A 24,526-nucleotide genomic window follows, 5' to 3' on the forward strand; every position below is an offset into this window, starting at 1 on the left:
CTGACGCATCGTCAGAACTGACCGTGGGGCGGTGAACCTCCTTGGAATTCGGCATCTTCGTTCAGGGATACGTCGGCAAACGGGCCGAGACCGACCCACTCGCCGAGCACAAGGCGCTGATGGAGGAGACCGAGTACGTCATCCAGGCGGACAAGTCCGGCTTCAAGTACGCCTGGGCCTCCGAGCACCACTTCCTGGACGAGTACTCGCACCTGTCCGCCAACGACGTCTTCCTCGGCTACCTGGCGCACGCGACCGAGCGGATCCACCTGGGCTCGGGGATCTTCAACCCGCTCGCCCCGGTCAACCACCCGGTGAAGGTCGCCGAGAAGGTCGCCATGCTCGACCACCTCAGCGGCAACCGCTTCGAGTTCGGCAGCGGCCGGGGCGCCGGGTCCCACGAGATCCTCGGGTTCATGCCGGGGGTGACCGACATGAACCACACCAAGGAACTCTGGGAGGAGACCATCGCCGAGTTCCCCAAGATGTGGCTCCAGGACGAGTACCAGGGCTTCCAGGGCAAACACTGGTCGCTGCCGCCGCGCAAGGTCCTGCCCAAGCCGTACGGCGGCTCGCACCCGGCGATGTGGTACGCGGCCGGGTCGCCGCCGTCGTACGCCATGGCCGCGAAGAAGGGGCTCGGCGTGCTCGGCTTCAGCGTGCAGAAGGTCTCCGACATGGAGTGGGTGCTGGAGCAGTACAAGACGGCGATCGTGGACGCGGAGCCCGTCGGGGACTTCGTGAACGACAACGTGATGGTGACGACCACGGCGATCTGTGCGCCGACCCACGCGGAGGCCGTGCGGATCGCGGCGAGCGGGGGGCTGCACTATCTGCCCTCGCTGGTGTTCCGGTACCACGACACGTTCCCGCGGCCCGAGGGGTTCCCGGTGTGGCCGGAGACGTTGCCGGAGTACACCGAGGAGTTCGTGGAGGTGCTGATCGAGGAGGAGCTGCTGATCTGCGGGGATCCGGACGAGGTGCTGCGGCAGTGCGAGCGGTGGGAGCGGGCCGGGGCGGACCAGCTGAGTTTCGGACTGCCGGTGGGGGTGCCGAAGGAGGAGACGCTGCAGACGATCCGGCTGGTCGGGGAGTACGTGATTCCCAAGATCGATACGGATCCCGTGCATCGGACTTCGCGGTTCCGGCGGGGTGTTTGAGCGTCGTTGGCGGGTGCGGGTGGTGTGTGGCTGGTCGCGCAGTTCCCCGCGCCCCTGAGGGACATGCAGCCCAGGGAGATGAGTGGTCATGCTCGATCACGTGATCAAAGGGGCGACCGTCGTGGACGGGACGGGCGCACCGGCATACACCGCCGACGTCGGCATACGAGACGGCCGGATCGCAGCCATCGGTCAGGTCACCCAGGAAGCCCGCACCACCGAAGACGCCACCGGCCTCGTCCTCACCCCCGGCTTCGTCGACCCCCACACCCACTACGACGCCCAGCTCTTCTGGGATCCGTACGCCACGCCCTCGCTGAACCACGGGGTCACCACCGTCGCCGGCGGGAACTGCGGTTTCACGCTCGCGCCGCTGCACCCCGGCCGGCCCGAGGACGCCGACTACACGCGGCGGATGATGTCCAGGGTCGAGGGCATGGCGCTGGTGGCGCTGGAGGAGGGGGCGCCCTGGAGCTGGCATTCCTTCGGGGAGTACCTGGACGCCCTGGAGGGGCGGATCGCCGTCAACGCCGGTTTCATGGTGGGGCACTGTGCGCTGCGGCGGTACGTGATGGGGCCGGACGCGGTGGGCGGGCAGCCGCGTCAGGAGCAGCTCGCCGCGATGGTGCGGCTGCTGCGGGAGGCCATGGACGCCGGGGCCTGGGGGCTGTCCACGACCCAGTCGAGCAGCCACTCCGACGGGGACGGGCAGCCGGTCGCCTCGCGGCACGCCCAGCCGGCCGAGCTGCTGGCGCTGTCGCGGGCCGTCGGGGAGTGCGAGGGCACGCAGATCGAGGCGATCGTCGCGGGCTGTCTGGATCAGTTCAGCGACGCGGAGATCGATCTGTTCGTGGAGATGAGCGCGGTCGCGGGACGGCCGCTGAACTGGAACGTGCTGACGATCGACGCGTCCGTTCCCGAGCGCGTGCCCCGGCAGCTGCTCGCGAGCGAGCGGGCGCGGAAGGCCGGGGGGCGGGTCGTGGCGCTCACCATGCCGATCCTCACTCCCATGAACATGTCCCTGGGGACGTTCTGCGCGCTCAACCTCATCCCCGGCTGGGGGCCGGTGCTGGGGCTGCCCGTGCCGGAGCGGATCGAGCGGCTGCGGGACCCGGACGTACGGGCCGAGCTGCTGCGGCGGGCGAACTCCAAGGAGGCGGGGGTCTTCCGGCGGCTCGCGAACTTCGGGCGGTACGTCATCGGCGACACCTACAGCGAGGCGAACGCCGGGCTCACCGGGCGCGTGGTGCGGGACATCGCCGAGGAGCGCGGGCAGGAGCCCTTCGCGTGCCTGGTGGAGATCTGCGCCCACGACGGGCTGCGCACGGTGCTGTGGCCGATGCCGACCGACAACGACCCGGCGTCCTGGGCGCTGCGGGCTCAGACCTGGCAGCACGAGGACGTGCTGCTCGGCGGGTCCGACGCGGGTGCCCATCTGGACCGGATGTGCGGGGCGCCGTACACCACCCGGTTCCTCGGGGACTGTCTGCGGGGCCGGAAGCTGGTCGGTCTGGAGCAGGCCGTGAAGATGCTGACCGACGACCCGGCCCGGCTCTTCGGGCTGCGGGAGCGGGGGCAGGTGCGGGAGGGCTGGCACGCGGACCTGGTCCTGCTCGACCCGGAGCGCATCGACGCGGGCCCGGCCACCCTGGTGCACGACCTGCCGGGTGACAGTCCGCGGCTGGACTCCCGGGCGCTGGGCGTGCGGGCCGTGTGGGTCAACGGCGTCGAGGCCATCCGGGACGACGTGGTGACCGGGGCGGTACCGGGCCGGGTGCTCCGCTCGGGGCGGGACACGGAGACGGTGAGCACGAGGTGACGGCACGCCAGTCGCTGTTCGTCGGCGGTTCCTGGGTGCAGCCGGACGGCGGCCACTACGAGGTGATCGACCCGGCGGGCGAGCAGACCGTCGGGTGGGCGCCGGAGGCCTCGCGGGATCAGGTGCTCGCGGCCTGCGCCGCGGCCCGCGAGGCCTTCGGTCCGTGGTCGCGCACCGCCCCGGAGGAGCGGGCCGCGGTCCTCGGGAGGGCGGCGGGGATCATCGCCGGCCGGCTGAAGGAGCACGCGGAGCTGGCCCGGGCCGAGACCGGGGCGACCCTCGGTACCGCACGCGCCCTGCAGGTCGGGGTGGCCGCCGCCCGTTTCCGGCGCTACGCGCGGGTGGAGCCCGCCGAGTGGCCGATCCCGCCGCAGATCAACGAGGCCGGGCCGATGGGGAAGGCCGGGGTGATGGGCGCCCTGGCCGTCCGGCAGCCCGTCGGGGTCGTCACCTGCATCACCTCGTACAACAACCCCTGGGCCAACCCGGCCGGGAAGGTCGCCCCGGCCCTGGCCATGGGCAACACGGTCGTGGTGAAACCGGCCCCGCAGGATCCGCTGTCGGTCTACCGGATGGCCGAGGCGCTTCAGGAGGCGGGCGCCCCGCCGGGTGTGGTGAACGTCGTCAGCGGCTCGCGCACCGAGGTGGGCGAGGCGGCCGTGGCGTCGCCGGACGTCGACATGGTCAGCTTCACCGGCTCCACCGCCGTCGGACGGCGGATCGCCGAGGTGTGCGGGCGGGGCATGAAGCGGCAGCTGATGGAGCTGGGCGGGAAGGGCGCCGCGCTCGTCTTCGACGACGCCGACCTCGGCTCGGCCGTGGCCGGGATCGGCACCACCTTCTCCTTCTACAGCGGGCAGATCTGCACGGCACCGACCCGGGTGCTGGCGCAGCGCGGGATCCACGACAGGCTGGTGGAGCAACTGGCGGCCTACGCGGGCCGGTTGAAGGTGGGCGACCCGCGGGAGCCGGACACCGTCGTCGGGCCGGTCATCTCGGCGGCACACCGGGCCCGGGTGGAGTCGTACGTCGAACTGGGGCGCAAGGAGGGCGCGGTGGTGGTGGCGGGCGGCGAACGCCCGGACCTGCCGGCCGGCTTCTACGTCGCCCCGACCCTCCTCGCCGGCTGCACCGGCGACATGCGCGTGGCGCGCGAGGAGATCTTCGGCCCGGTGGTGGCCGTCATCCCCTTCGACGACGAGGAGGAGGGCATCGCGCTCGCCGACGACACCGACTACGGCCTCATCGACTACGTCTGGTCGGGCGACGTGGCCCGGGCCTTCCGGGTGGCCCGGCGGCTGCGGGCCGGCGGGGTCGGGATCAACACCGTGGGCCGCAACATGGAGGCGCCCTTCGGCGGGTTCAAGCAGAGCGGAGTGGGCCGCGACGTCGGCTCGTACGCCCTGCACGCCTACAGCGAGGTGCAGTCGATCGTCTGGCCGGGCTGACGCCCCTCAGGCGTCCAGGTCCACCCGTACGGTCAGCAGATTCGTCCCGAACGCCCGCACGCCCAGGCTGTTGACCCGCGGCAGCCCCCGCAGCCGGGCCACCGGATCGTCCTCCGGCATCAGATGCGCGGTCCCCTCGTGCCACCGCCCCCGGATCCGCACCCGCACCCGCGGGTCCGCCTTGATGTTGCGTACGTACTGCGAGCGTTCGCCGAACTCCGACACCAGCCAGAAGGATCCGCCGACGCGGCGCCCGCCCACCGGTGTCCGGCGGGGCAGCCCGGAGACGCGGCCCGTCGTCTCCAGGACCGTCTGGAAGGGGAGGCGGCGCAGGAGCGGGTTGAGGCGGCGCTGGAAGGCCGTGGTCGCGCGGAACCTCAGGTCGGTGCGGCGGGACATCGTCTGCGGGTCTCCTTCGCACAAAGGTTTCACGGTTGTCTGAGACGCTTCCTGCTTCAATGATCGCCCACGCGGCGTCGGAGAGAGCGGGTGGCTGCGGATGCGGATCGTGACCTGGAACCTCTGGTGGCGCTTCGGGCCGTGGCAGACACGGCAGAAGGCGATCCTCACGGCCCTGCGGGAGCTGCGGCCCGACGTCGTCGGACTGCAGGAGGTGTGGGCTGCCGACGGCGATAACCTCGCCGAGTGGCTCGCCGCCGAACTGGGCCTGCACTGTGCCTATGGCGCCTCGCCCGCCCCGCAGCGGTGGCAGCGGCGGATCGGGGACCCGGCGGTCGGCATAGGCAACGCCGTGCTGAGCAGATGGCCGGTCGTCGAGCAGGACGTGCTGCCGCTGCCCGCCCCGGCCGACACCGACGACGGCCGCCTCGCCCTGTACGCCCGCCTGGCCGCCCCCGGCCACGAACTCCCCTTCTTCACCGCGCACTTCACCTCCGCCCCGGACGCCTCGGAGGTCCGCTGCGACCAGGCCGCGGCGCTCGCCGGTTTCGTCGCCCGGCACCGCGGCGACACCCTCTTCCCGCCCGTCGTCACCGGCGACCTCAACGCCTGGCCCGACTCCGACGAGGTCCGCCTCCTCGGTGGCTACAAGACGGCCCCGGCCGTAGCGGGCCAGGTCCTGCTGGACGCCTGGGAGTACGCCGACCCGGCCGCCCCTTCCGTGACCTGGGACCCGGCCAATCCGTACGTGGCACGCACCTGGGAGCCCGGCGTCCGCATCGACTACATCCACGTCGGCCCGCCCGGCCCCGACGGCCTCGGCCGCGTCCGGGACGTACGGCGTGCCTGTGACGGACCGGTCGACGGCATCTGGCCCTCCGACCACGCGGCGGTCGTCGCCGACCTGGCGGACACCGCCTAGTCGCGCCCGAGGAAGATCGGGTTGGTGAACGCCGCCGGCGGCCCGGGCAGGGGGCCCGCGGCCGCCTCGTGCCGGAGTTCGGCCCGTACGTACGCCGCGTACGACGGTGTCGTCCGCCACTCGACGACGCCCGAGCCGGAGACCGGCAGCGGGGCGCTGGTGTGCAGGACGCCCTGGTCGGTGACGAGGCGGACCGTGCAGCGCGGGGCGCCGGTGACCTCCAGGCGGACGGTGACGGGGGTGTCGCGGCCCACGGTGAGCCGCTCGCCGATGCCCGCGTGCTCGCCGCGGCCGCCGGACGCCCGGAACGACAGGGCGACCCGCGCGGACTCGGCGACGTAGGACCGTCCCGCCCGGATGCCCTCCTGGATCGCCGCCCGGGTCAGGTCGTCGGCCAGGACGACCGTCTGGGGGCTGCCCACCGCGTCCGGCGAGCGGTGGGCGTCGCTGCTGCCCATCGCCGGGAGCCAGCCCCGCCCGTCCCGCAGGGACGCCACGAGCATGCTGTCCCAGTCGGCGAGTGCCACCTCGTCGTCGGGCGTCCAGGGGCCGTTCCACACCTCCACGGCGTCCGCCTCGGCGAAGCCGAACTTCCAGTTGCAGCCGACGCAGGTGGCGTGCGGGTGGGCCGGGACGACCAGGCCGCCGGCGCGGCGGATCTGCCGGGCGAACCGGCCGAAGCGGTTGTCGCGGGCCCGGTAGCGCCAGTCGACGAAGGTGCCCGGGTCGGTGCCGAGCGCGACGACGTGCCCGTTGCGGGTGGTGATCTCCTCGCCCAGCAGGACGAGCAGGTCGTCCCCGGCCACGCCGGCCCAGTGCGCGTGCGCCGCGTGGGTGTTGTGCTCGGAGGAGTTGATGAAGTCCAGGCCGGCCGCGCGGGCCAGTTCCCCGATCTCGGCGGGGGTGCGGCGGCCGTCGGAGTGCCAGGAGTGCAGATGGCAGTCGCCCCGGTACCAGGCCCGCCCCCGGCCCTTCGCCCGCTCCGGCGGATACACGGGTTCGACCGTCTCGCCCGGCTCGCCGTACGTCAGCGTGATGGTGAGCTCGTACGACAGGCCCTGCGGGGCGACCGTGTACGGGCCGAGCGCGATGTGCCAGGTGCCCTCGTTCACCGGGCCGGGGAGGTAGCCGGGCGTCGCGTCGTCCGCCCGGACGAAGAACTCCGTGCGCGCCCCGCCCGACCAGCCGCGGAAGCCCCGGCCGCCGAGCTCGGTGCCGTGCTCGTCGAAGACGCCGATGTCGAGGGCGTTGCCCGGCGTGCCGGCCGGGACGGCCGGCCGGTCGTAGGTGTAGGCGACCTTCAGCTCCCGGACCCCGGCCGGGACCTCGACGGGCACGTACACGAAGTCCGGCGAGCCGGGCGGCAGCGTGCCGCGCACGGTCCTGCTCTCCCGGCTCCCGTCGGCCGCTGAAGCGAAGCTCACGCTTCCCAAAGTAAGCGCGGCCGCCGCTCCCGTCATGAACAGGGCGCGCCGGCCGAACCCGCCGTGGCTGTCCTCGCACATGCTGCTGCTCCCCAGGTCTCGTCGGTGACGTGGCACAGGTGGTGCGGGGTGGTGCGTGTGCACCCTTGTAGTCAGCGGTACAGGCCTGCAAGGCAAGGGAATCGGACGGCGACGAGCAGAGAGCGCGGTGGGGGCGCCGGTGGCGGCCGTCCGGCCGTCATGCCGGTCATCCGAAAGTCCGACCGGTCGGTATCGACAGTCGGGCCGTCCTCCGGTAGAGATACGTCATGCGCATCGCCGTGACGATCTTCCTCACCGACGAGACGATCACCCCGACCCGGCTCGCCCGGGAGCTGGAGGAGCGCGGTTTCGCCGGGCTGTACCTGCCCGAGCACACCCACATTCCCGTGGAGCGGACCACCCCGTACCCGGCGGGCGGTGAGCTGCCGCCCGAGTACGGCCGCACCCTCGACCCGTTCGTGGCGCTCGGCCAGGCCGCCGCCGTCACCGGGCGGCTCGGGCTCGGCACGGGCATCACGCTCGTCGCCCAGCACGACCCGATCGACCTGGCCAAACAGGTCGCGACCCTCGACCACCTCTCCGGCGGCCGGTTCACCCTCGGCGTCGGCTTCGGCTGGAACGTCGAGGAAGCGGCCGACCACGGCGTGCGCTGGAGCACCCGGCGCGCACTGGTCCGGGACCGGATGGCGCTGATGCGGGCCCTGTGGTCCCAGGCGCCGACGGCGTACGAGGGGGAGTTCGGGAGCGTCCGGGCCAGTCACGCGTATCCCAAGCCCGTGCTGAAGCCGCGCGGCCCGGTCATCGGCCCGCGCACGCTCCTGGGCGGGGCCGCCGGACCCGGGCTGTTCGCCCACATCAGCGAGTACGCCGACGGCTGGCTGCCGATCGGCGGCCGGGGCCTGGGCGAGGCCCTGCCGCTGCTGCGCACCGTCTGGGCCGACGCAGGCCGCGACCCCGAGGCCCTCCAGGTCGTCCCGTACGCCGTCCACCCCTCCCCGGGCAAGCTCGCCCACTACGCCGGCCTGGGCATCGAGGAAGTCGTGGTGCAGCTGCCCCCGGCGGGGGAGGCGGAGGTGCTGAAGGCCCTTGACCAGTACGGGGTGTTCGTGGGGTAGCCGGCGTCTCGTCTGCCGGGCGGGGTGCGTGGCCGACCGCGGGTCCGTCGTGGCAGGTCGCGCAGTTCCCCGCGCCCCTGAAGGAAGGCCTGCGGCCGCCTTCAGGGGCGCGGGGAACTGCGCGAGAAACCACGCGCCACCCGCACCCGCCGACGAACCCGCACGTCCGAGCTGAACGCGCCCGGCGACGCGGGCGCCGCTGCCTCGGCTGATCAGCGCACTCGTATGCTCGAAGGATGACGACCCTCGCGACCTCCGGAACCGGCCCGACCGACAACTCCATGCGTCGTGCCCTGAAACGGGCCAGGGACGGTGTCTCGCTCGATGTCGCCGAGGCGGCGGTGCTGCTCCAGGCCCGGGGGGAGCGGCTGGAGGACCTGTCGGCCTCCGCAGCCCGGGTGCGGGACGCGGGGCTCGAGGCGGCCGGGCGGCCGGGCGTCATCACGTACTCGAAGAGCGTCTTCATCCCGCTGACGCGGCTGTGCCGGGACAAGTGCCACTACTGCACGTTCGTCACCGTCCCGGGCAAGCTGCGCCGCGAGGGCCACGGGATGTTCATGTCGCCGGACGAGGTGCTGGACATCGCCCGCAAAGGCGCGGCCCTCGGCTGCAAGGAAGCCCTCATCACCCTCGGCGACAAGCCCGAGGACCGCTGGCCGGAGGCGCGCGAGTGGCTCGACGCGCACGGCTACGACGACACCCTCGCCTACGTCCGGGCCATCTCCATCCGCATCCTGGAGGAGACCGGCCTGCTGCCCCACCTCAACCCCGGCGTCATGAGCTGGAGCGACTTCCAGCGCCTGAAGCCGGTCGCGCCCAGCATGGGCATGATGCTGGAGACCACCGCGACCCGCCTCTGGTCGGAGCCGGGCGGCCCCCACCACGGCTCGCCCGACAAGGAGCCCGCCGTCCGCCTGCGGGTGCTGGAGGACGCCGGGCGGTCCTCCGTGCCCTTCACCTCGGGTGTCCTGATAGGCATCGGCGAGACCTACGAGGAGCGCGCCGAGTCGCTGTTCGCGCTGCGGAAGGTCTCCCGGGCCTACCACGGCGTCCAGGAACTGATCATCCAGAACTTCCGCGCCAAGCCGGACACGGCGATGCGCGGCATGCCCGACGCGGAACTCGACGAACTGGTCGCCACGGTGGCCGTCGCCCGTCTCCTCATGGGCCCGAGCGGCAACATCCAGGCCCCGCCCAACCTCGTCGACGACGAGTACGAGCGGCTGATCCGCGCCGGCATCGACGACTGGGGCGGCGTCTCCCCGCTGACCATCGACCACGTCAACCCCGAGCGCCCCTGGCCGCAGATCGAGCAGCTCGCCGAGAAGTCCCGGGCGGCCGGGTTCGAGCTGCGCGAACGCCTGTGCGTGTACCCGGAGTTCGTGCGGCGCGGCGAGCCCTGGCTGGACCCGCGGCTGCGCCCGCACGTGGCGGCGCTGGCGGACCCGGAGACCGGCCTCGCCCGCCCCGACGCCCTGCCGCAGGGGCTGCCCTGGCAGGAGCCGGAGGAGGCCTTCACGGCGTCCGGCCGCACCGACCTGCACCGCTCCATCGACACCGAGGGCCGCACCTCGGACCGCCGGGACGACTTCGACGAGGTGTACGGCGACTGGGGCGCCCTGCGTGAGGCAGCCGCCCCGGGCATGGCGCCCGAGCGTATCGACACCGACGTACGCGAGGCGCTGCGCACGGCCGCCGACGATCCGACGAAGCTCACCGACGACGAGGCCCTGGCCCTGCTGCACGCGGACGGCCCCGCGCTGGACGCCCTCGCCCGGGTCGCCGACGACGTGCGGAAGTCGGCCGTCGGCGACGACGTCACCTACATCGTCACGCGCAACATCAACTTCACCAACGTCTGCTACACCGGCTGCCGCTTCTGCGCCTTCGCCCAGCGCCGCACCGACGCCGACGCCTACACCCTCTCCCTGGACCAGGTCGCCGACCGGGCCCAGCAGGCCTGGGAGGTGGGCGCGGTGGAGGTGTGCATGCAGGGCGGCATCCACCCGGACCTGCCCGGCACGGCGTACTTCGACATCGCGCGGGCCGTGAAGGAACGTGTCCCGGGCATGCACGTGCACGCCTTCTCGCCGATGGAGGTCGTCAACGGCGCGACCCGCACCGGCATGTCGATCCGCGAGTGGCTGGCCGCCGCCAAGGAAGCGGGCCTGGACACCATCCCGGGCACCGCCGCCGAGATCCTCGACGACGAGGTCCGCTGGATCCTCACCAAGGGCAAGCTGCCCGCCGCCGACTGGATCGACGTCGTGACGACGGCCCACGAGCTGGGCATCCGCTCGTCCTCGACGATGATGTACGGCCATGTCGACCAGCCGCGGCACTGGCTCGGGCACCTGCGCACCCTGGCCGGCATCCAGCAGCGCACGGGCGGCTTCACCGAGTTCGTGACGCTGCCGTTCGTGCACACCAACGCCCCGGTCTACCTGGCGGGGATCGCCCGTCCGGGCCCGACCATGCGCGACAACCGCGCGGTGACGGCCATGGCCCGGCTGCTGCTGCACCCGCACATCCCCAACATCCAGACCAGCTGGGTGAAGCTGGGCACGGAAGGGGCGGCCGAGATGCTCCGCTCGGGCGCGAACGACCTCGGCGGGACGCTCATGGAGGAGACCATCTCCCGCATGGCGGGCTCGTCGTACGGCTCGTACAAGTCGGTGAAGGACCTGATCGCCGTGGCGGACGCCGCGGGCCGTCCGGCCCGGCCCCGGAACACCCTCTACGGCGAGGTCTCCGAGGAGCGGCAGCGGGCGGCGACCGCGTCGGACGGACACCTGCCGGAGCTGCTGCCGGTGCTCGACTGACCGGTGCTCGACGGACCGGTGGCCTACTGGCTCCCGGCATCCGCCGGCCGACGCGCCGTCAGGGTGCGTTCGGCCGTGGTGCCGGGGGCCGTCGGGGGCGGCGCCTGCCTGCCCCGGCCCAGCAGGAGCAGCAGCACGCCGAGGGAGCAGGCGATCGCCGGCCAGTAGACGTACCGGTAGTCCGTCGCGGGCATGATCGGCAGATAGCCGAGGACGTAGGCCGCCGAGCTGACGCCCAGCGCCCGGACGGGCATCGCGCACACGCCCCTGCCCGGGCGGAGGGTGAGCACCAGCGCGACGGCGAGCCAGAACCAGCCGCGGAACAGCCACGGCAGGTCCCGGGCCATGCCCTTGACGTAGGTGCCGAGCATGTCCCGCAGCCGGGGGTGTGCCACCTCGACGCCCAGGTCGTTGCGGGAGACGCCGGCCTTGTACGGGTAGTCGGTCTCGAACAGCAGGGTCGTGAAGAGCAGCAGGCGGTACGCGACGTACTGCGGCACGTGCCCGCTCATCTCCCGCAGCCACAGGGACGTGATCTCGCCCGAGTCGCCGCGCAGCCCGTCCGCCGGACGCCGGTAGCAGGCCCAGTAGGCGTCGGAGAGGGCGCCGACGCGCTCGCACTCCCGCGCGGAGGCCACGAGCCGGTCCCGCAGGGCGGGTGACACGTCCGCCGACCGCAGTTCGTCCACGGTCAGTACGTGGACGAGGTCGTCGAGCATGATCTGCGCGCCCTGCTTGGTCTGCAGCGGCGCGGCGAACAGGGAGACGGCGGCGGCGGGGACGACGAGCGCGGCCGCGAGGGCCGCCGTGCACGTCACCCACGTACGGCGTCCGGGAGCGCCCCACAGCGCGAGGACCAGCATGACGAAGACGGGGATCGCGGCGAGGAAGGCGTTCTTGCGCACCAGCATGGCGTAGGCGAGGAACAGCACGCCCAGGCAGAGCAGGCCCCAGCGCACGGCGGGGCGGGGGCCGCGGTCCCGCAGCAGCAGGCCGGTGAACGCGACCGCGCAGGCGGCGAGCAGCGCGAAGGCCGCGTGCACGTCCTTCCACACCACCCCGGCGAACGTCAGCACGTACGGCAGCAGCCCGAGGCCGAGCACCGCGAGCGATCCGCCCCGGCTCGCGGTCAGCCGCCACACGCACCGCGCCAGCACCCACAGCGCCGCCCAGAGGACGAGGCACTGCACGACCAGCAGGGACGCGATCGAGCCGGTAACCGCGATGAGCGCCCGCCACACCAGGCTCAGCACGGGCGGATGCCAGTCGGTCAGGGGCTTCTTCCCCTCGGCCTGGCGGAGCTGGTCGAGGCTGTCGGGACTCAGGTAGCCGGGGGCGAAGACGAGGATCGTGGCCAGGCAGCAGACCGCGGCGACGGCGGCCAGCCCCCAGGCCCAGTACCGCTGCCCCCACCAGACCCATCCTGTTTGTCCCATATGCCGGATGCTAACGGGTAGGCGGACGCGGGCCGGTCAGGGTGCGACGAAGACGTAGCGCCGGTAGGCGTAGAAGCGGAACAGGGTCGCCAGGACCCAGCCGAGGATGCGGGCGGTGTTGTCGCTGAGCGCCGAGTCGAGCCCGAGCAGGTGCCGTGACGCGAAGACGGTGCCCGCGGTGATGGCGAGCCCGACCCCGTTCGCGACGAGGAACAGCGCCAGCTCGTGCGTCATCTTCGCGCGGTGCCGGCCGCGGTAGGTCCAGCAGCGGTTCCCGGCCCAGCTGAAGAGCGCGGCGGCGGCCGTCGCGACGACGGAGGCCTGCACGGGAGCGCTCCGCATCACCCCGCCTCCGGTGCCGCCGGGCAGGCCGAAGACGAGCAGGTTGTAGCCGCCGTTGTCGACGACGAACGCCAGGATCCCGACGACGCCGAACTTCGCGGCCTCGCGCCAGATGCCCTTGATGGCGTCCCGCGCACGCAGCGTCACAGAGTCGAGGACCGGCACACGGCGAGCGTAACGACCCGGCGTGCTCCATCCGGTCAGGCGCGCTCATATCGCACTATGTCCCACTGTATGAGGTGCTGATGTATGAGGTGCTGACGGTGTGCGGGACCGGTCGAGGAAGGAGTGCTCGTGGAACCGACGATCGCGTGTGTCGTGCCGTGCCACAACGAGGAGGCAGCCGTCGGCAAGGTGGTCCGCGACCTGCGCCTGGCCCTGCCCGAGGCCGTCGTCTACGTGTACGACAACGCCTCCACCGACCGGACCGCCGAGGTCGCCCGGGCCGCCGGCGCGCTCGTCCGGCAGGAGAACCGCAAGGGCAAGGGCAACGTCGTCCGCCGCGCCTTCGCCGACGTCGACGCCGACGCGCTGCTCATCATCGACGGCGACGACACCTACGACGCCTCCCGCGCCCGCGACCTGGTCGACCTGCTCTTCGAAGGCCCCTACGACCAGGTCGTCGGCGCCCGCCGGGTGAGTGCGGACGGGGCCTACCGGGCCGGGCACGCGGTCGGCAACAAGCTGCTCACCGGGGCCGTGCGGTCCCTGTTCGGCAACGACGTGACCGACATGCTCAGCGGCTACCGGGTCTTCTCGCGGCGCTTCGTGAAGTCCTTCCCGGCGCTGGCCCGCGAGTTCGAGACCGAGACCGAGATGACCATCCACGCCCTGCACCTGCGGCTGCCCACCGCGGAGATCCTCACCGACTACCGGGTCCGGCCCGCCGGCGGCGAGAGCAAGCTGCGCACCTACCGGGACGGCTGGCGCATCCTGCGCGTCATCCTCGACCTGGCCCGGCGCGAGCGCCCCTCGCTGGTCCACACCGTGCTCGCGGGCGTCCTCGCCCTGGTCTCCGTCATCCTCGGCATCCCCGTGATCGCCGACTTCGTCGAGACGGGCACCGTGCCCCGGGTCCCCACGGCGATCCTCGCCGCCGCGATCATGACCATCGCGGCGCTGGTGCTGCTCGTGGGCTACATCCTCGAATCGCTGACGCACATGCGCCAGGAGCAGACCCGGCTGGTGCACCTCTCCTACCCGGCCCCGGTGCGCACCCCCCGCTACACCGCCCGCGGCGCCGGCACCGGCCCGGTGCCGGTCCGCAAGACGGCCGGGGGCGCCTGAGGGAGGGAGCCGAGGGGCCGCGGGCGCGCAGTACGATGATCGGAGCCCCGCTTCGACGCGGGGTCCCGTGACTGAGGAGATGCGTGCCGGTGCCTGCCCGACTTCCTTCGTGGGCCTGGGTGACCGGGCTGACCGTGGGAGCGATAGCCGCGGTGACGGTCCTGGGCGTGCAGGCGGACCGGGGCACGCACCCCACCGCCGCCTCCGCCAAGCCGAGAGCCACGGCCTCGGCGCAGCCCACCCCGACCGCCTCGGTCCCGGCACGGCTGCCCGACGGCTCCGGCACCGGCCGGCGCATCGTCTACTCCCTCGGCGAGAAGCGGGTCTGGCTGGTCGACGCGAGCGAGGCGACCCGCCGGACGTTCACCGTCTGGCCGGGCTCGGTCAGCCCCGACCCGGGCCGCTACACGGTGTCCTCGCGCAACCCGGCCACGACCGGCTCGGACGGCGTCCAGATCGAGCACATCCTGTACTTCGCCGCGAAGTCCGGCGTCTCGGTCGCCTTCTCCAACGCGGTCGACGGGGCCTCACCGCCACCCGCCGCCTCCGGCACCGCGACGGGCGGAGTCAGGATGCGGAAGGCGGACGGCACGGCCCTGTGGACGTTCGGCACGGTCGGCACGACCGTGACCGTGGTCAGGTAACGGCCCGGTCGCGCCGGAGCGGTGCCCAGAAGCGGCGCTCAGGAGGCGGGCGTCTCCGGCCGCCGGGACGGCAGCTGGTTGACGATCAGCACGACCCCGCTGAACAGGAAGATCCGGGTCGCGGCGTCCAGCCCGTTCCAGCTCTTCGACTGCCACATCGAGAACCACTCACCGCCGATCGCGATGAACCCGGCCCCGAACAGCAGCATCACCATCAGCAGCCCGTAGGTGGACCACTGCCGGGCGCGCCGCTCATCGCGTCTGGCCCACAGCCAGCTCCCGTATATGAGGACCAGCGCGGCGAGGGTCTCCCAGACGATGATCCCGACGTAGGCGGCGTCCTGGAGGCCCTGGCTCGTGACGGCCCGCCACATCAGGTCCTCGTCCTTGAACGTGGTGTCCATGGCGAGCACATGCCGGACGAACTGCTGGTTGGTCCCGAAGTCGGTGATGTTCCCGAAGGCGACGAGTGCCATGTAGAGGGCGATGGTCGCGGTGAGCAGGGTGGCGGCGAGCGACAGCCCGCCGCGTGAGGTGGAGGTGGAGGTGGCCATACTGATCATTCTCCCCGCGCACACGCATCCGATGTACCCGGCGGCGGTTGAGCGAGAATGAGGATCCTGGCCGACCGCGCGAGACGAGGGGAACGTACGGATGGCGCAGCAGCAACCGTCCATGCAGGAGCTGATACGGCAGCGCGGCCGGGCCGGTTTCGTCGGCCGCTCCGCCGAACGCGCCGCCTTCCGCGCCAACTTCGGCACCGCGCCGCACGACGAGCGCCACCGCTTCCGCTTCCACGTGCACGGCAACGCCGGTGTCGGAAAGACCTTCCTGTTGCGGGAGTTGGAGCAGACCGCCCGCGAACACGGCGCACTGACGGCGTACGTCGACGACAGCGCGGGCAGCGTGCCGGAGGCGATGGCGGAGATCAGCCGCCAGTTCGCCGCCCAGGGACGGCGGTTGAAGGAACTGGACCGCCTGCTCGCCGCCCACCGCGCACACCGGCACGAGGCGGAGCTGGCCGCACTGGCCGTCCTGGGCACCGGGCCCGAGGAGACCGGCCCCTCCACGGGAGGCCGGATGGCGGCACGGGCCGGGGTGGTCGCCGCCGGGATGGTGCCGGTGGTCGGGCCGCTGGCCGGGATGCTGGACGCGGAGCAACTCGCGGGCGTGGCCGACCGGTTGCGGGCGAGCCTCGTCGCCCGCTTCCGCAACCACGAGGACCTCCGGCTGGTCCTCACCCCCGAGCAGGTGCTCACCCCGGTGCTCCTGCGCGAGCTCGCGGACACGGACGCGCCCTGGACCGCCCTCTTCCTGGACACCTATGAGCGGACGGGCCCCTACCTGGACCCCTGGCTGCACGAGACGATGACGACGGACCGCCACGGCAGCGTGCCCGCCACGACCGTGGTGACCACGGCGGGCAGGACGCCCCTGGACCCGGCCCGCTGGGGCGGACTGGCGGACTTCGTGGCGGACTTCCCGCTGGCCCCCTTCACGGAGCCGGAGGCACGCGGCCTGCTGGCCGCCAAGGGCGTGACGTCCGAACCGGTCGTCGAGGAGGTGCTGCGCCTCACCGGCGGCCTTCCCGTCCTGGTCTCCACCCTCGCCGAGTCCCGCCCCACCGCCCCGCACGACGTGGGCGACCCGAGCGTGACGGCCGTGGACCGCTTCCTGAAGTGGGAGGAGGACCCGGTCCGGCGGGCCGCCGCCCTGTCCTGCGCGCTGCCGAGGTGGCTGGACGGCGATGTGTTCCGGGCCGCGGTCGACGGCCCACCGGGGCAACTGGAGTCCCTCTACACGTGGTTGCGGGGAATGCCGTTCGTCAGTGAGCGCGGCGGGGGACGGCTGCGCTACCACGACGTCGTACGGGCGCCGATGCTGCGCGCGGAACGCCGCAGGGCACCCCGGGAGTGGGCACAGCGGCAGCGGCGCCTGGCGGGCACGTTCCGGCAGTGGCGGGAGGAGGCCGGACGGGACGTGGCCGATCCCTGGCTCGACGACACCTGGCGGGACCTGCGCCAAGCCGAGTCCTACCACCAGCTCTGTTCCGGTGAACGGGAGACGCTGCCGCAGGCGTTGCGGGACTTCGTCCACGCCTGCGGCGCCGGTGAGGTCATGGCCGTGCGATGGGCACGGGTGCTGGTGGACGCGGGGCAGGACGCCGACCTCCGGCCCGTGGCCGAGTGGGGAACCGAGCTGACGGCGGCACTCGAGGCGGAGGGCATCGCCGCCGCCCTCGGCCTGCTCCTGCGCCGTGCCGTACTCGACGCTCCGGCCCAGGCCCGCGCCCGCCTCGTACGGGGCGACGAGCTGCGCGGCGAGGGCGCCTACGCTCAGGCCCTCACCGAGTACGACCAGGCCGTCGCGCTCGATCCGGAACTGGCCCTCGCCTACCGGCACCGGTCCGGTATCCGGGGCGACCTGGGCGACCACGACGGGGCGATCGCCGACCTGGACCGGGCCGTCGCGCTGGACCCGGACAACGCCTGGTACGTCGCACTGCGCGGGGAACACCACCGGGCCGCCGGCCGCGACGCCGAGGCGATCCGGGACCTGACCGAAGCGCTACGCCTCGACCCGGCCTCCGCGTTCGCATGGGCCTCCCGGGGCGCCACGCACGAGCGCGCCGGAGACCATGACGCGGCCCTCGCCGACCTCGGACGGGCCTTGGACCTCGACCCCGACTACGCGTGGGCGCTCGCCCGCCGCGCCCGGGTGTGGCGGGCACTGGGCGACTCGGTCCGCCAACTGGACGACCTGGACCGGGCGCTGACCCAGAGCCCCGACTGGCCCTGGGCCCGCTGCGAACGCGGCGACGCGCTGCGTGGCGCGGGCCGCGACGAGGAGGCGGTCGCCGACCTGGACATCGCCCTGGCCCTGGACCCCACGTACACGTCGGCCTACGCGAGCCGGGGTGAGGCCTTGTCCCGCCTGGGCCGTCACACGGAAGCCCTGGCCGACCTGGACAAGGCGGTGGAGATGCGCCCGGGATACGTCTGGGCCCTGCGCCGCCGGGCCGTGCTCCACACGGCCATGGGGCATCCGGAGGAGGCCCGGGCCGACATGGCCCGCGTCCGGGAACTCGACCCGGACATCAGCGTCCTGCCGTGAACTCCAGGAACTCGGACCAGGCACCGCCGGTGAACGACAGCTGGGCGCCGTGCTTGTTCTTGGAGTCGCGGATGTGGATGGAGGGCGAGGATATGGCGACCTCGACGCAGTCGGGCCCGTCATTGCTGCTGTAGCTGCTCTTGAACCAGGCGAGTTCAGTGGTCACGTCTCGTCTCCCAGAACTTTCTCAATGAAGGCCAGGGACTCTCGGGGTGAGAGGGCCTGCGCCCGGATCATTCCATAGCGCATGTCGAGGATCCGGGCGTCCCGCGGATCGCTGATCACGCGGTGGTGCAGCTGGGATTCGCAGTGCCCCAGCGTCTTGCCGTCCTGGAACTTCAGAAGCCGGAACGGACCTGCCATGCCCGCGTGGTCCTCCCGGTTGACCGGCATGATCTGGATCGACACATGCCGCAACGTGGCGACTTCCAAGAGGTGTTCGAGCTGGTGGCGCAGCACCATTTTGCCCCCGATGGGTCGCCGAAGCGTCGACTCTTCCTGGACAAAGGTGATGAGCGGTCGCGGCAGGCGGTCGAAGACGGACTTCCTTGCCATGCGGGCGGCGACATGACGCTCGATCTCGTCCTCCGTGAAGGAAGGACTTCGCATGGCGTACAACGCCTGGGCGTACTCGGGAGTCTGCAGCATCCCGTTGATCTGGTGGGTGTCGTACGCCCCGAGTTCGAGGGCCTCGTCCTCCAGCTTGGCAAGGTCCCTCACCTTCTTCGGATACCGAGCCCTCTCCACATCCTCCTTCATCACGGCGATCTTGCCGCCCGCCCCCAGTACCTCATCCGCCTTGTCGAGGAAGTCCGGCTTGGGGATGCGCCGGGCCCGCTCCACGGACGACACCATCTCCTCCCCGTACCCGATGGCCGACCCCAGCTCCGCCTGCTTCAGCCCGGCGGCCTCGCGCCACATCGGGGCGTTCGCCGGTACCGTACGAGGAGCGAAGCACCAGCACCGGAGGTCACCGTGAGTGCTCAGAGCGACGGCCCGTACGCACCGCTGATCCCCATGCCTCAGGTGACCCCGGACGCCCTGCGTGATGCCGTCGCCCGGATCGCCCCGAGTCGGCTGCCCGCGCTCACACAGCACCTTTTCGAGGCCACCACCAACGCACAGCAGACCCAGAGCCTCGCCCCCCTGCGCGCCTTCGTACATTCCTGGGCGGTCTTCGTCGCGATCGAACGGCACCCCGTGCGGGCCGAGCGGCTGCGGGAGCTGGAACGGATCGTGGACGCCGGAGAGCAGGACCCTTCCGACGCCATCGCCGAGATCCGCACCATGCGGGAGGCCGCAGAGGCAGAGGCAGGGCTGTCACCGACTGGTCCTGGGAGTACAACCCGAGTGCCGAGTACGTGACGGACGGGCTGCCGCCCGGAGTCGTGGCGGAGGTCGAGCGACTCGCAGCCGAGTTGGCAGCGCTGGGCCATGATTCGGTGAGAGTCGGTAGGCCGTTCGACCTCGGCTTTCTGGCCGTACCACGCCACGCGTGTGTCTACGTCTGCAATGTGATCTGGTACGGCTGACATCCACCCGTCATCGATCAAGACCGCGCTGACGACGCGGAAGTCCGGCAACCCCGCCACGTCTCTCAGACAGCCCGCCCGAGTTCCTTCTCCAGCAGCGTGAAGGACTTGGGCGTCCCGCCCGGCTGGGGCTTGCCCTCGTTGTGGCCCACGACGCGGTAACCGGCGCTCCGGTAGTAGGTGGTGAGCGGCACGTTGCCGGCCAGGCAGTCCAGGCGTACGCAGGTCCGTCCGGCCGCGGCCACGCGGTGTTCGGCGGAACACAGCAGGTGTCGGCCCGTCCCGGGCGGGGCGGTGCTCCGGTCCACCATGAGCCGGTGCACGTACCCGGCCACGGGCGGCTGCGGGCCCCAGGCCGCCTCGTCCTCCCACCACAGTTCCCAGGCGCCCGCGCCGTGCCCTCCGACCTCGGCGAGCCACACCTCGCCGTGGGTCATGACCCGGCGGAAGTGGGACTCGTCGAGCTCTCCCGGCTGCCACTGCCCCGTGACGCCCCGGGCCAGCATCCAGCGGGCCGCGTCGTCGCGGAGGCGGACGAGAGTCGACAGATCGGCCTCGGCGGCCGGGCGTACGTGTAGATCGTTCACCCGGGGATCCTCGCACGCCTGTCCGATACCCTCGAATGCTCAGAGCTATGGTCCGTAGCCGCCTGTGAAGGCTGGCGTTCCGGCCTCTGAACCCCCCGTCCCCGTTCGATTACAGTGCTGGGCGTCGTACGTGTGGACGGTTCCCTGGGAGGTCGAGGTGGGTGCGACTGCCGGCGCCGTCTGGGGCCGTACGGAGCAGCAGGACTTCCGCAGCCGGGTACGGGGGACCCTGCTCGGCGTGGCCGTGGGTGACGCGCTGGGGACGCCCGTCGACGGGCTGACCCTCCAGGGGATCCGGGAGGCGCACGGGGCGGAGGGCCTGGTGGACCTGGCCCCCGCCTACGGAAGACGCGGCGCCGTCACGCACCTCACCCAGCTCACCCTGTTCTCCGTCGACGGGCTGATCCGGGCCCAGGTCAGACGGGACACGGGTGCCTGGCATCCGCCGACCGATCTGCACCGGGCGTATCTGCGCTGGGCCGCCACCCAGCGCGACTGGGGGCCCGACGAGCGGCGCAAGGAGGACGGTTGGCTGGCGCGCGAGGAGTGGCTCTACGCGCGGCGGGACCCCAGCCGCACCCTGCTGCTGGGGCTCGGCGACGAGACCATGGGGACGCCCGAGGCGCCGAAGAACCCCGGTGAGGCCGGGCCCGAGGCGGCCGCCCGGTCGGCGCCCTTCGGGCTGCTCGTGGGCTGGGAACCGCAGCTGGTCGCCCAGCTCGCCGTCGAGTGCGCCGCGCAGACCCACGGCCATCCCACGGCCTGCCTCGCGGCGGGCGCCTACGCCGTGATCGTGCATGCGCTGGCGCTGGGCGAGAGCCTCGACTCGGCCGTGCAGCGCACGCTCGGGCTGCTGGCCGCCCGGCCGGGGCACCAGCCGGTGGCGGACGCGCTGCAGCATGCGCTGGGCGCCGTGCGGCAGGGTATGCCCGGCCCGGAGCGGGTGGCCGAGCTGAGCGGGGCGGGTACGGCCGAGGGGCTCGTCGCCGCCGCCGTGTACTGCGCCCTCGTCGCCGCCGACGTCCGGCACGGGCTGTGTCTCGCCGTCAACCACGACGGCCCGTCCGCCGCCACCGCCGCGCTGACCGGCGGCCTGCTGGGTGCCCTGCACGGCGAGACGGCCCTCCCCCCGGCCTGGCTGGCCGAGCTGGAGGGCCGTCCCACGATGCTGGAGCTGGCCGACGACTTCGCGATGGAGATGACCCAGGGCCCGGCCCTGCACGGCCCGGGCGGTTCGTCCCCCGGCTGGCTCGCCCGCTATCCGAGGGCCTGAGTCCGCGCCGCGGCCGAGCCGTCGGCGGCTGCGCACGCGAGATCAGTCGCGGCGGATCAGTTCCGGGTCGATGCGCCGTCCGACGAGCGGAAGGGTGCCGACGGCGGACACGGCCGCCACGCCCGCTGCCGCGAGCGCGAGCACCGGCAGACCGGCGGAGTCCCAGTAGATCTCGCTGCCCCCGGTGATCAGGTAGCAGGACTCGGCGAGCTTGCCCGTCACGAGCGCCAGGACGAGCCCGACGCTCAGGGGGAGCACGACCTGCACGCACTGCACGGCTCGCATCGTCCGCGCCCGGGCTCCGATCAGCGTGACGGCGGTGACCTGGGGGCGCCGCTCCACCGCCCGGTCGGTCGCCGAGACGACGAAGGCCGCGGTCCCGATGACCAGACCCATGATCATTCCGACGGCGAGCAGGGTCTCGAGGACGGCGATCTGCTGGAGTCCCTCGATGTTCACGCCGATGGGCTCCACCGCGACGGTCGGGGCGACGGCGGCGATACCGTCGAGGACCCTGCGGACCTCGTCGTGGTCGGAGCTGCTGGTGAGGACGTACTGCGCGCCCTGCGGCCGGCCCGCGCCGAGCACGGCCGACGGCGGGACGAGCACATCGGCTCCGTGGACCGCCGACGGGTCGTAGGCGCTGTACCTGATCTCGTCGTGCGGAAGGGTGAGGGTCAGGGTCGTGTCACGACCGCCCTTCGACAGGCGGAAGGGGAGCGCGTCGCCGGGGCGGGCGCCCTGGCCGGTGCCCGCGTTCGGGTCGCTGAGCCGCATCACCTTGCCGTCCACGCAGCCCTCGGAGTGCCGTACCAGTTCGGCCAGCTGGTCGCAGGTGGCGACGACGGCGCTGGCCCAGGGCTGGTCGGAGGATCCGTCGGGGCCGGTCCAGGACATCATCGTCACCGCGTGCGCGCGCACCCCCGGTACGTCGGCGACCTCCTTCTGCTGCCGGGTGGTCAGCGAGGCCAGGGGGACGGCGTTGTCCTGCACGGGAGCGGACGGCCGGGTGACCTGCTCCAGCTGGAGGAGCACGCCCTGGGCGAGGGAGGCGGAGAAGACGAGCAGCACGAGGCCGGTGACGACGCGCATGGTGCTGCCCGGCTCGACCTCGTTGCGGCGCATCGCCAGGTTCAGGGTGAGGGACTGGGTGGTGCGCGCCAGTACGCGGGCGATGCCGTAGGAGATCAGGGGCAGCGTCAGCACCAGCCCCAGGCCCGTCAGCAGAATGCCCGCCGGCATCACGATGGCGTTCGGGCCGAGGCTGTTGGCGGGGTGGTCGGTGAGGCCGGTGGCGCAGTAGCCGGAGACGATGCCGACGCCGGTCACCAGCAGCAGGCCGCCCCACTTGGTGGGGCGCTTGGGGGCGGCGGTGCGGCGTACCGCCAGGGGGTTGGCGGCGGCTTCGCGTGCGCCGGCGCGGCCGACGAACCAGGCGAGGAGCGGGCACCCGATCAGGCAGACGGCGATGGTCGTCGCGGACAGTGCGCCGTCGGCCGGGTACCACCTGAGGCTGGGCAGCCCGGTGCGGGTCATGACCTGGTTGAGGACCCAGTACTCGCCGAGGCCGAGAAGCGCGCCGAGGAGGGCCGCGACGACGGTCTCGGCGGCGTTGACCCGCTGGGTGCCCTTGGTGCTCAGGCCCAGCAGGCGCAGGGAGGCGAGGCGGCGGTTACGGCTGGCGGCGGAGAGCCGGGCACAGACGGAGAGGAAGATGCCGAGGGGGAGCAGGACCAGTGATCCGAGGGCGAAGCGGATGTAGGTCAGGGTCGAGGGTTCGACGGCGGGGAAGGGGGCGTAGTCGTATCCCCAGCCCTTCAGGGCGCGGCCGTCGTCGGCGATCTTGTCGCGGGTCGTGCCGATGTAGGCGAACAGCTCGTCGGGGTGGGCGAGACCTTTCGCGCCGATCAGCCCCGTCTCGTGCCCCGGCAGGAGTCCCTTGACGCCGGGCTGGTCGCGCAGCAGGTCGTGGGCGCGGGGGGAGAGGACCACCTGGCCGGGGCCGGGGAGTTCCTTCAGCCCTGGCGGGACCTCGCCGGCGTTCTCGGTCCCCTTGGCGATGAACACCCGGGTGAACGCCTTGGAGCCGTAGGGGTCGGTGCGCTGGAGGAGCAGAGTGGAGTCCGCGGACTGGGCGGAGGTGGTCCGCGGCTGGCGCGCGGCGGCCCGGCCGTCGTGCGCGTCGAGGATCTGCGGAATGGTGAGGACGAGGGCGAGGCAGCAGACCCCGAGGGAGCCGCCGGCCGCCATGAGGAAGAAGCGGATGCGGTTGCCCCGGCCCGCGCCGAACAGCAGGCGCAGGCCGAGCAGGAGCTCCCTCACACCGCCCCCCGGGGGGTGAGGACTCCGTCGGACATCGTGTAGTGGCTGTCGGCCTGTGCGGCGACGCCGGGGTCGTGCGTGACCAGGATGACGGCAGTGCCCTGCGAGCGCGCCAGGCCGAGGAACTCCTTCAGCACGGCGGACGCGTTGGCGCTGTCCAGTGACCCGGTCGGCTCGTCGGCGAACACGACGGCCGGGCGGTGGACCAGGGCTCGCGCCACGGCGACGCGCTGGTTCTGACCACCTGACACCTGCGACGGACGGCGCTCGCGCAGCTCGCCCAGGCCCAGCCGGGTGAGGACCTCGCCGGCGGCCGCGAGGGCGGGCCGCTTGCGCTGCCCGGCCAGGCGCAGCGGCAGGGCGGTGTTCTCCTCGATGGTCAGCTCCGGGAGCAGTTCGCCGTACTGGAAGACGAAGCCGAAGCGTTCACGGCGGAGTTCACTGATCTCCTCGTCGGTGAGATCGCCGAGCGACTGCCCTTCGAACCTCACCTGTCCGCGCGCCGGAGGCAGCACTCCCGCGAGGCAGTACAGCAGTGAGGACTTTCCCGATCCGCTCTGGCCGGTGATGGCCGCGACCTCCCCGCGGGAGATCGACAGGTGGGCGTCACGGACAGCCAGTTGCTCGCCGTAGGAGAGGTCGACGCCCGTGGCGGACAGGACTTCTGACGTACTGATGGCTTCCCCCAAAGAAGCGACCGGGCCCAGGAGGTCAGCCTGGGCCCGGCATGTGGAGCTGTGGTCTCGTTCACCAAGTCGTCCGGGATGAACGAACCCTGGTCACGGCAGACAACCCGGACGTACACATTGTGACGGTCGACGTTCGCGCCGTCGGTCGG

The 24,526-nt window shown here is 72.5% G+C and carries 21 protein-coding genes; 11 read left to right on the forward strand and 10 right to left on the reverse strand.

What is annotated here, in order from left to right:
• The first annotated feature begins 41 nt into the window (after window positions 1-41).
• The 3 genes from AB0F04_RS14850 to AB0F04_RS14860 all read left to right on the forward strand — a co-directional run bounded on the left by AB0F04_RS14850 (window position 42) and on the right by AB0F04_RS14860 (window position 4,427).
• Window positions 42-1,160: an LLM class flavin-dependent oxidoreductase gene (locus AB0F04_RS14850; protein WP_362041355.1), complete on the forward strand. Its 1,119-nt coding sequence runs from the start codon at window positions 42-44 to the stop codon at window positions 1,158-1,160.
• 88 nt (window positions 1,161-1,248) lie between these two features.
• Complete coding sequence (locus AB0F04_RS14855) at window positions 1,249-2,979, forward strand: D-aminoacylase (protein WP_362041358.1); 1,731 nt, start codon at window positions 1,249-1,251, stop codon at window positions 2,977-2,979.
• The gene (locus tag AB0F04_RS14860) at window positions 2,976-4,427 is read left to right on the forward strand and encodes an aldehyde dehydrogenase family protein (RefSeq protein ID WP_362041360.1); all 1,452 of its coding nucleotides are present in this window, start codon (window positions 2,976-2,978) and stop codon (window positions 4,425-4,427) included. The genes AB0F04_RS14855 and AB0F04_RS14860 overlap by 4 nt, the downstream gene beginning before the upstream one ends.
• Before the next feature lie 6 nt (window positions 4,428-4,433).
• Here AB0F04_RS14860 and AB0F04_RS14865 read toward each other — a convergent pair whose 3' ends face one another.
• Window positions 4,434-4,826, reverse strand: a complete 393-nt coding sequence (locus AB0F04_RS14865) for a nitroreductase/quinone reductase family protein (protein WP_362041363.1) — start codon at window positions 4,824-4,826, stop codon at window positions 4,434-4,436.
• Between the two features lie 100 nt (window positions 4,827-4,926).
• On the opposite strand from AB0F04_RS14865, the gene AB0F04_RS14870 reads away from it, so the two are divergent.
• Window positions 4,927-5,748, forward strand: a complete 822-nt coding sequence (locus AB0F04_RS14870) for an endonuclease/exonuclease/phosphatase family protein (RefSeq protein WP_362041366.1) — start codon at window positions 4,927-4,929, stop codon at window positions 5,746-5,748.
• Here the strand turns inward: AB0F04_RS14870 and AB0F04_RS14875 are convergent.
• Window positions 5,745-7,253, reverse strand: a complete 1,509-nt coding sequence (locus AB0F04_RS14875; RefSeq protein ID WP_362041369.1) for a CehA/McbA family metallohydrolase — start codon at window positions 7,251-7,253, stop codon at window positions 5,745-5,747. The genes AB0F04_RS14870 and AB0F04_RS14875 overlap by 4 nt on opposite strands.
• A 227-nt stretch (window positions 7,254-7,480) precedes the next feature.
• Between AB0F04_RS14875 and AB0F04_RS14880 the strand changes: the two genes are divergently transcribed.
• Window positions 7,481-8,329, forward strand: coding sequence for a TIGR03619 family F420-dependent LLM class oxidoreductase (locus AB0F04_RS14880; RefSeq protein ID WP_362041372.1), 849 nt, complete (start codon window positions 7,481-7,483; stop codon window positions 8,327-8,329).
• Between the two features lie 236 nt (window positions 8,330-8,565).
• Complete coding sequence (locus AB0F04_RS14885) at window positions 8,566-11,151, forward strand: bifunctional FO biosynthesis protein CofGH (RefSeq protein WP_362041375.1); 2,586 nt, start codon at window positions 8,566-8,568, stop codon at window positions 11,149-11,151.
• A gap of 23 nt (window positions 11,152-11,174) precedes the next feature.
• Here the strand turns inward: AB0F04_RS14885 and AB0F04_RS14890 are convergent, their stop codons facing one another.
• Both AB0F04_RS14890 and AB0F04_RS14895 read right to left on the reverse strand, forming a co-directional pair.
• Window positions 11,175-12,587 carry a hypothetical protein gene (locus AB0F04_RS14890; protein WP_362041378.1) on the reverse strand — a complete coding sequence of 471 codons (1,413 nt, stop codon included), beginning with the start codon at window positions 12,585-12,587 and terminating at the stop codon, window positions 11,175-11,177.
• 36 nt (window positions 12,588-12,623) lie between these two features.
• Entirely contained in the window at window positions 12,624-13,094 is a 471-nt protein-coding gene (locus tag AB0F04_RS14895; RefSeq protein WP_362041381.1) for a GtrA family protein, read from the reverse strand.
• Window positions 13,095-13,217: 123 nt separating this feature from the next.
• Here AB0F04_RS14895 and AB0F04_RS14900 point away from each other — a divergent pair, with 123 nt between their 5' ends.
• Together AB0F04_RS14900 and AB0F04_RS14905 are read left to right on the forward strand one after the other, a co-directional pair.
• A complete protein-coding gene (locus AB0F04_RS14900; protein ID WP_362041384.1) occupies window positions 13,218-14,216 on the forward strand; it encodes a glycosyltransferase family 2 protein in 999 nt (332 codons plus the stop codon).
• A gap of 89 nt (window positions 14,217-14,305) precedes the next feature.
• Window positions 14,306-14,860: a hypothetical protein gene (locus tag AB0F04_RS14905; RefSeq protein WP_362041386.1), complete on the forward strand. Its 555-nt coding sequence runs from the start codon at window positions 14,306-14,308 to the stop codon at window positions 14,858-14,860.
• A 38-nt stretch (window positions 14,861-14,898) separates the two neighbouring features.
• Here AB0F04_RS14905 and AB0F04_RS14910 read toward each other — a convergent pair whose 3' ends face one another.
• Complete coding sequence (locus AB0F04_RS14910) at window positions 14,899-15,414, reverse strand: DUF2165 domain-containing protein (protein WP_362041389.1); 516 nt, start codon at window positions 15,412-15,414, stop codon at window positions 14,899-14,901.
• A 100-nt stretch (window positions 15,415-15,514) separates the two neighbouring features.
• Between AB0F04_RS14910 and AB0F04_RS14915 the strand changes: the two genes are divergently transcribed.
• Window positions 15,515-17,974 carry a tetratricopeptide repeat protein gene (locus AB0F04_RS14915; protein ID WP_362041392.1) on the forward strand — a complete coding sequence of 820 codons (2,460 nt, stop codon included), beginning with the start codon at window positions 15,515-15,517 and terminating at the stop codon, window positions 17,972-17,974.
• Here the strand turns inward: AB0F04_RS14915 and AB0F04_RS14920 are convergent.
• Window positions 17,958-18,140, reverse strand: a complete 183-nt coding sequence (locus tag AB0F04_RS14920; RefSeq protein ID WP_362041395.1) for a DUF397 domain-containing protein — start codon at window positions 18,138-18,140, stop codon at window positions 17,958-17,960. The genes AB0F04_RS14915 and AB0F04_RS14920 overlap by 17 nt on opposite strands.
• A complete protein-coding gene (locus tag AB0F04_RS14925; RefSeq protein WP_362041398.1) occupies window positions 18,137-18,895 on the reverse strand; it encodes a helix-turn-helix transcriptional regulator in 759 nt (252 codons plus the stop codon). The genes AB0F04_RS14920 and AB0F04_RS14925 overlap by 4 nt, the downstream gene beginning before the upstream one ends.
• Window positions 18,896-18,949: 54 nt before the next feature.
• On the opposite strand from AB0F04_RS14925, the gene AB0F04_RS14930 reads away from it, so the two are divergent.
• Window positions 18,950-19,339 (forward strand): hypothetical protein, encoded by a 390-nt coding sequence (locus tag AB0F04_RS14930; RefSeq protein WP_362041400.1) that lies wholly within the window; start codon window positions 18,950-18,952, stop codon window positions 19,337-19,339.
• Window positions 19,340-19,571: 232 nt separating this feature from the next.
• On the opposite strand, the gene AB0F04_RS14935 is transcribed toward AB0F04_RS14930, so the two are convergent.
• Window positions 19,572-20,093 (reverse strand): GNAT family N-acetyltransferase, encoded by a 522-nt coding sequence (locus AB0F04_RS14935; protein ID WP_362041403.1) that lies wholly within the window; start codon window positions 20,091-20,093, stop codon window positions 19,572-19,574.
• Between the two features lie 157 nt (window positions 20,094-20,250).
• On the opposite strand from AB0F04_RS14935, the gene AB0F04_RS14940 reads away from it, so the two are divergent.
• Window positions 20,251-21,366, forward strand: coding sequence for an ADP-ribosylglycohydrolase family protein (locus AB0F04_RS14940; RefSeq protein ID WP_362041406.1), 1,116 nt, complete (start codon window positions 20,251-20,253; stop codon window positions 21,364-21,366).
• Between the two features lie 42 nt (window positions 21,367-21,408).
• Here the strand turns inward: AB0F04_RS14940 and AB0F04_RS14945 are convergent, their stop codons facing one another.
• Together AB0F04_RS14945 and AB0F04_RS14950 are read right to left on the reverse strand one after the other, a co-directional pair.
• Window positions 21,409-23,688 carry an ABC transporter permease gene (locus AB0F04_RS14945; protein ID WP_362041409.1) on the reverse strand — a complete coding sequence of 760 codons (2,280 nt, stop codon included), beginning with the start codon at window positions 23,686-23,688 and terminating at the stop codon, window positions 21,409-21,411.
• Window positions 23,685-24,377, reverse strand: a complete 693-nt coding sequence (locus tag AB0F04_RS14950) for an ABC transporter ATP-binding protein (RefSeq protein WP_362041412.1) — start codon at window positions 24,375-24,377, stop codon at window positions 23,685-23,687. Before AB0F04_RS14950 ends, AB0F04_RS14945 begins: the two co-directional genes overlap by 4 nt.
• Window positions 24,378-24,526 lie beyond the last annotated feature (149 nt).

Origin of the sequence: Streptomyces sp. NPDC029041, from assembly GCF_040637515.1 — a bacterium.
GTDB lineage: Bacteria > Actinomycetota > Actinomycetes > Streptomycetales > Streptomycetaceae > Streptomyces.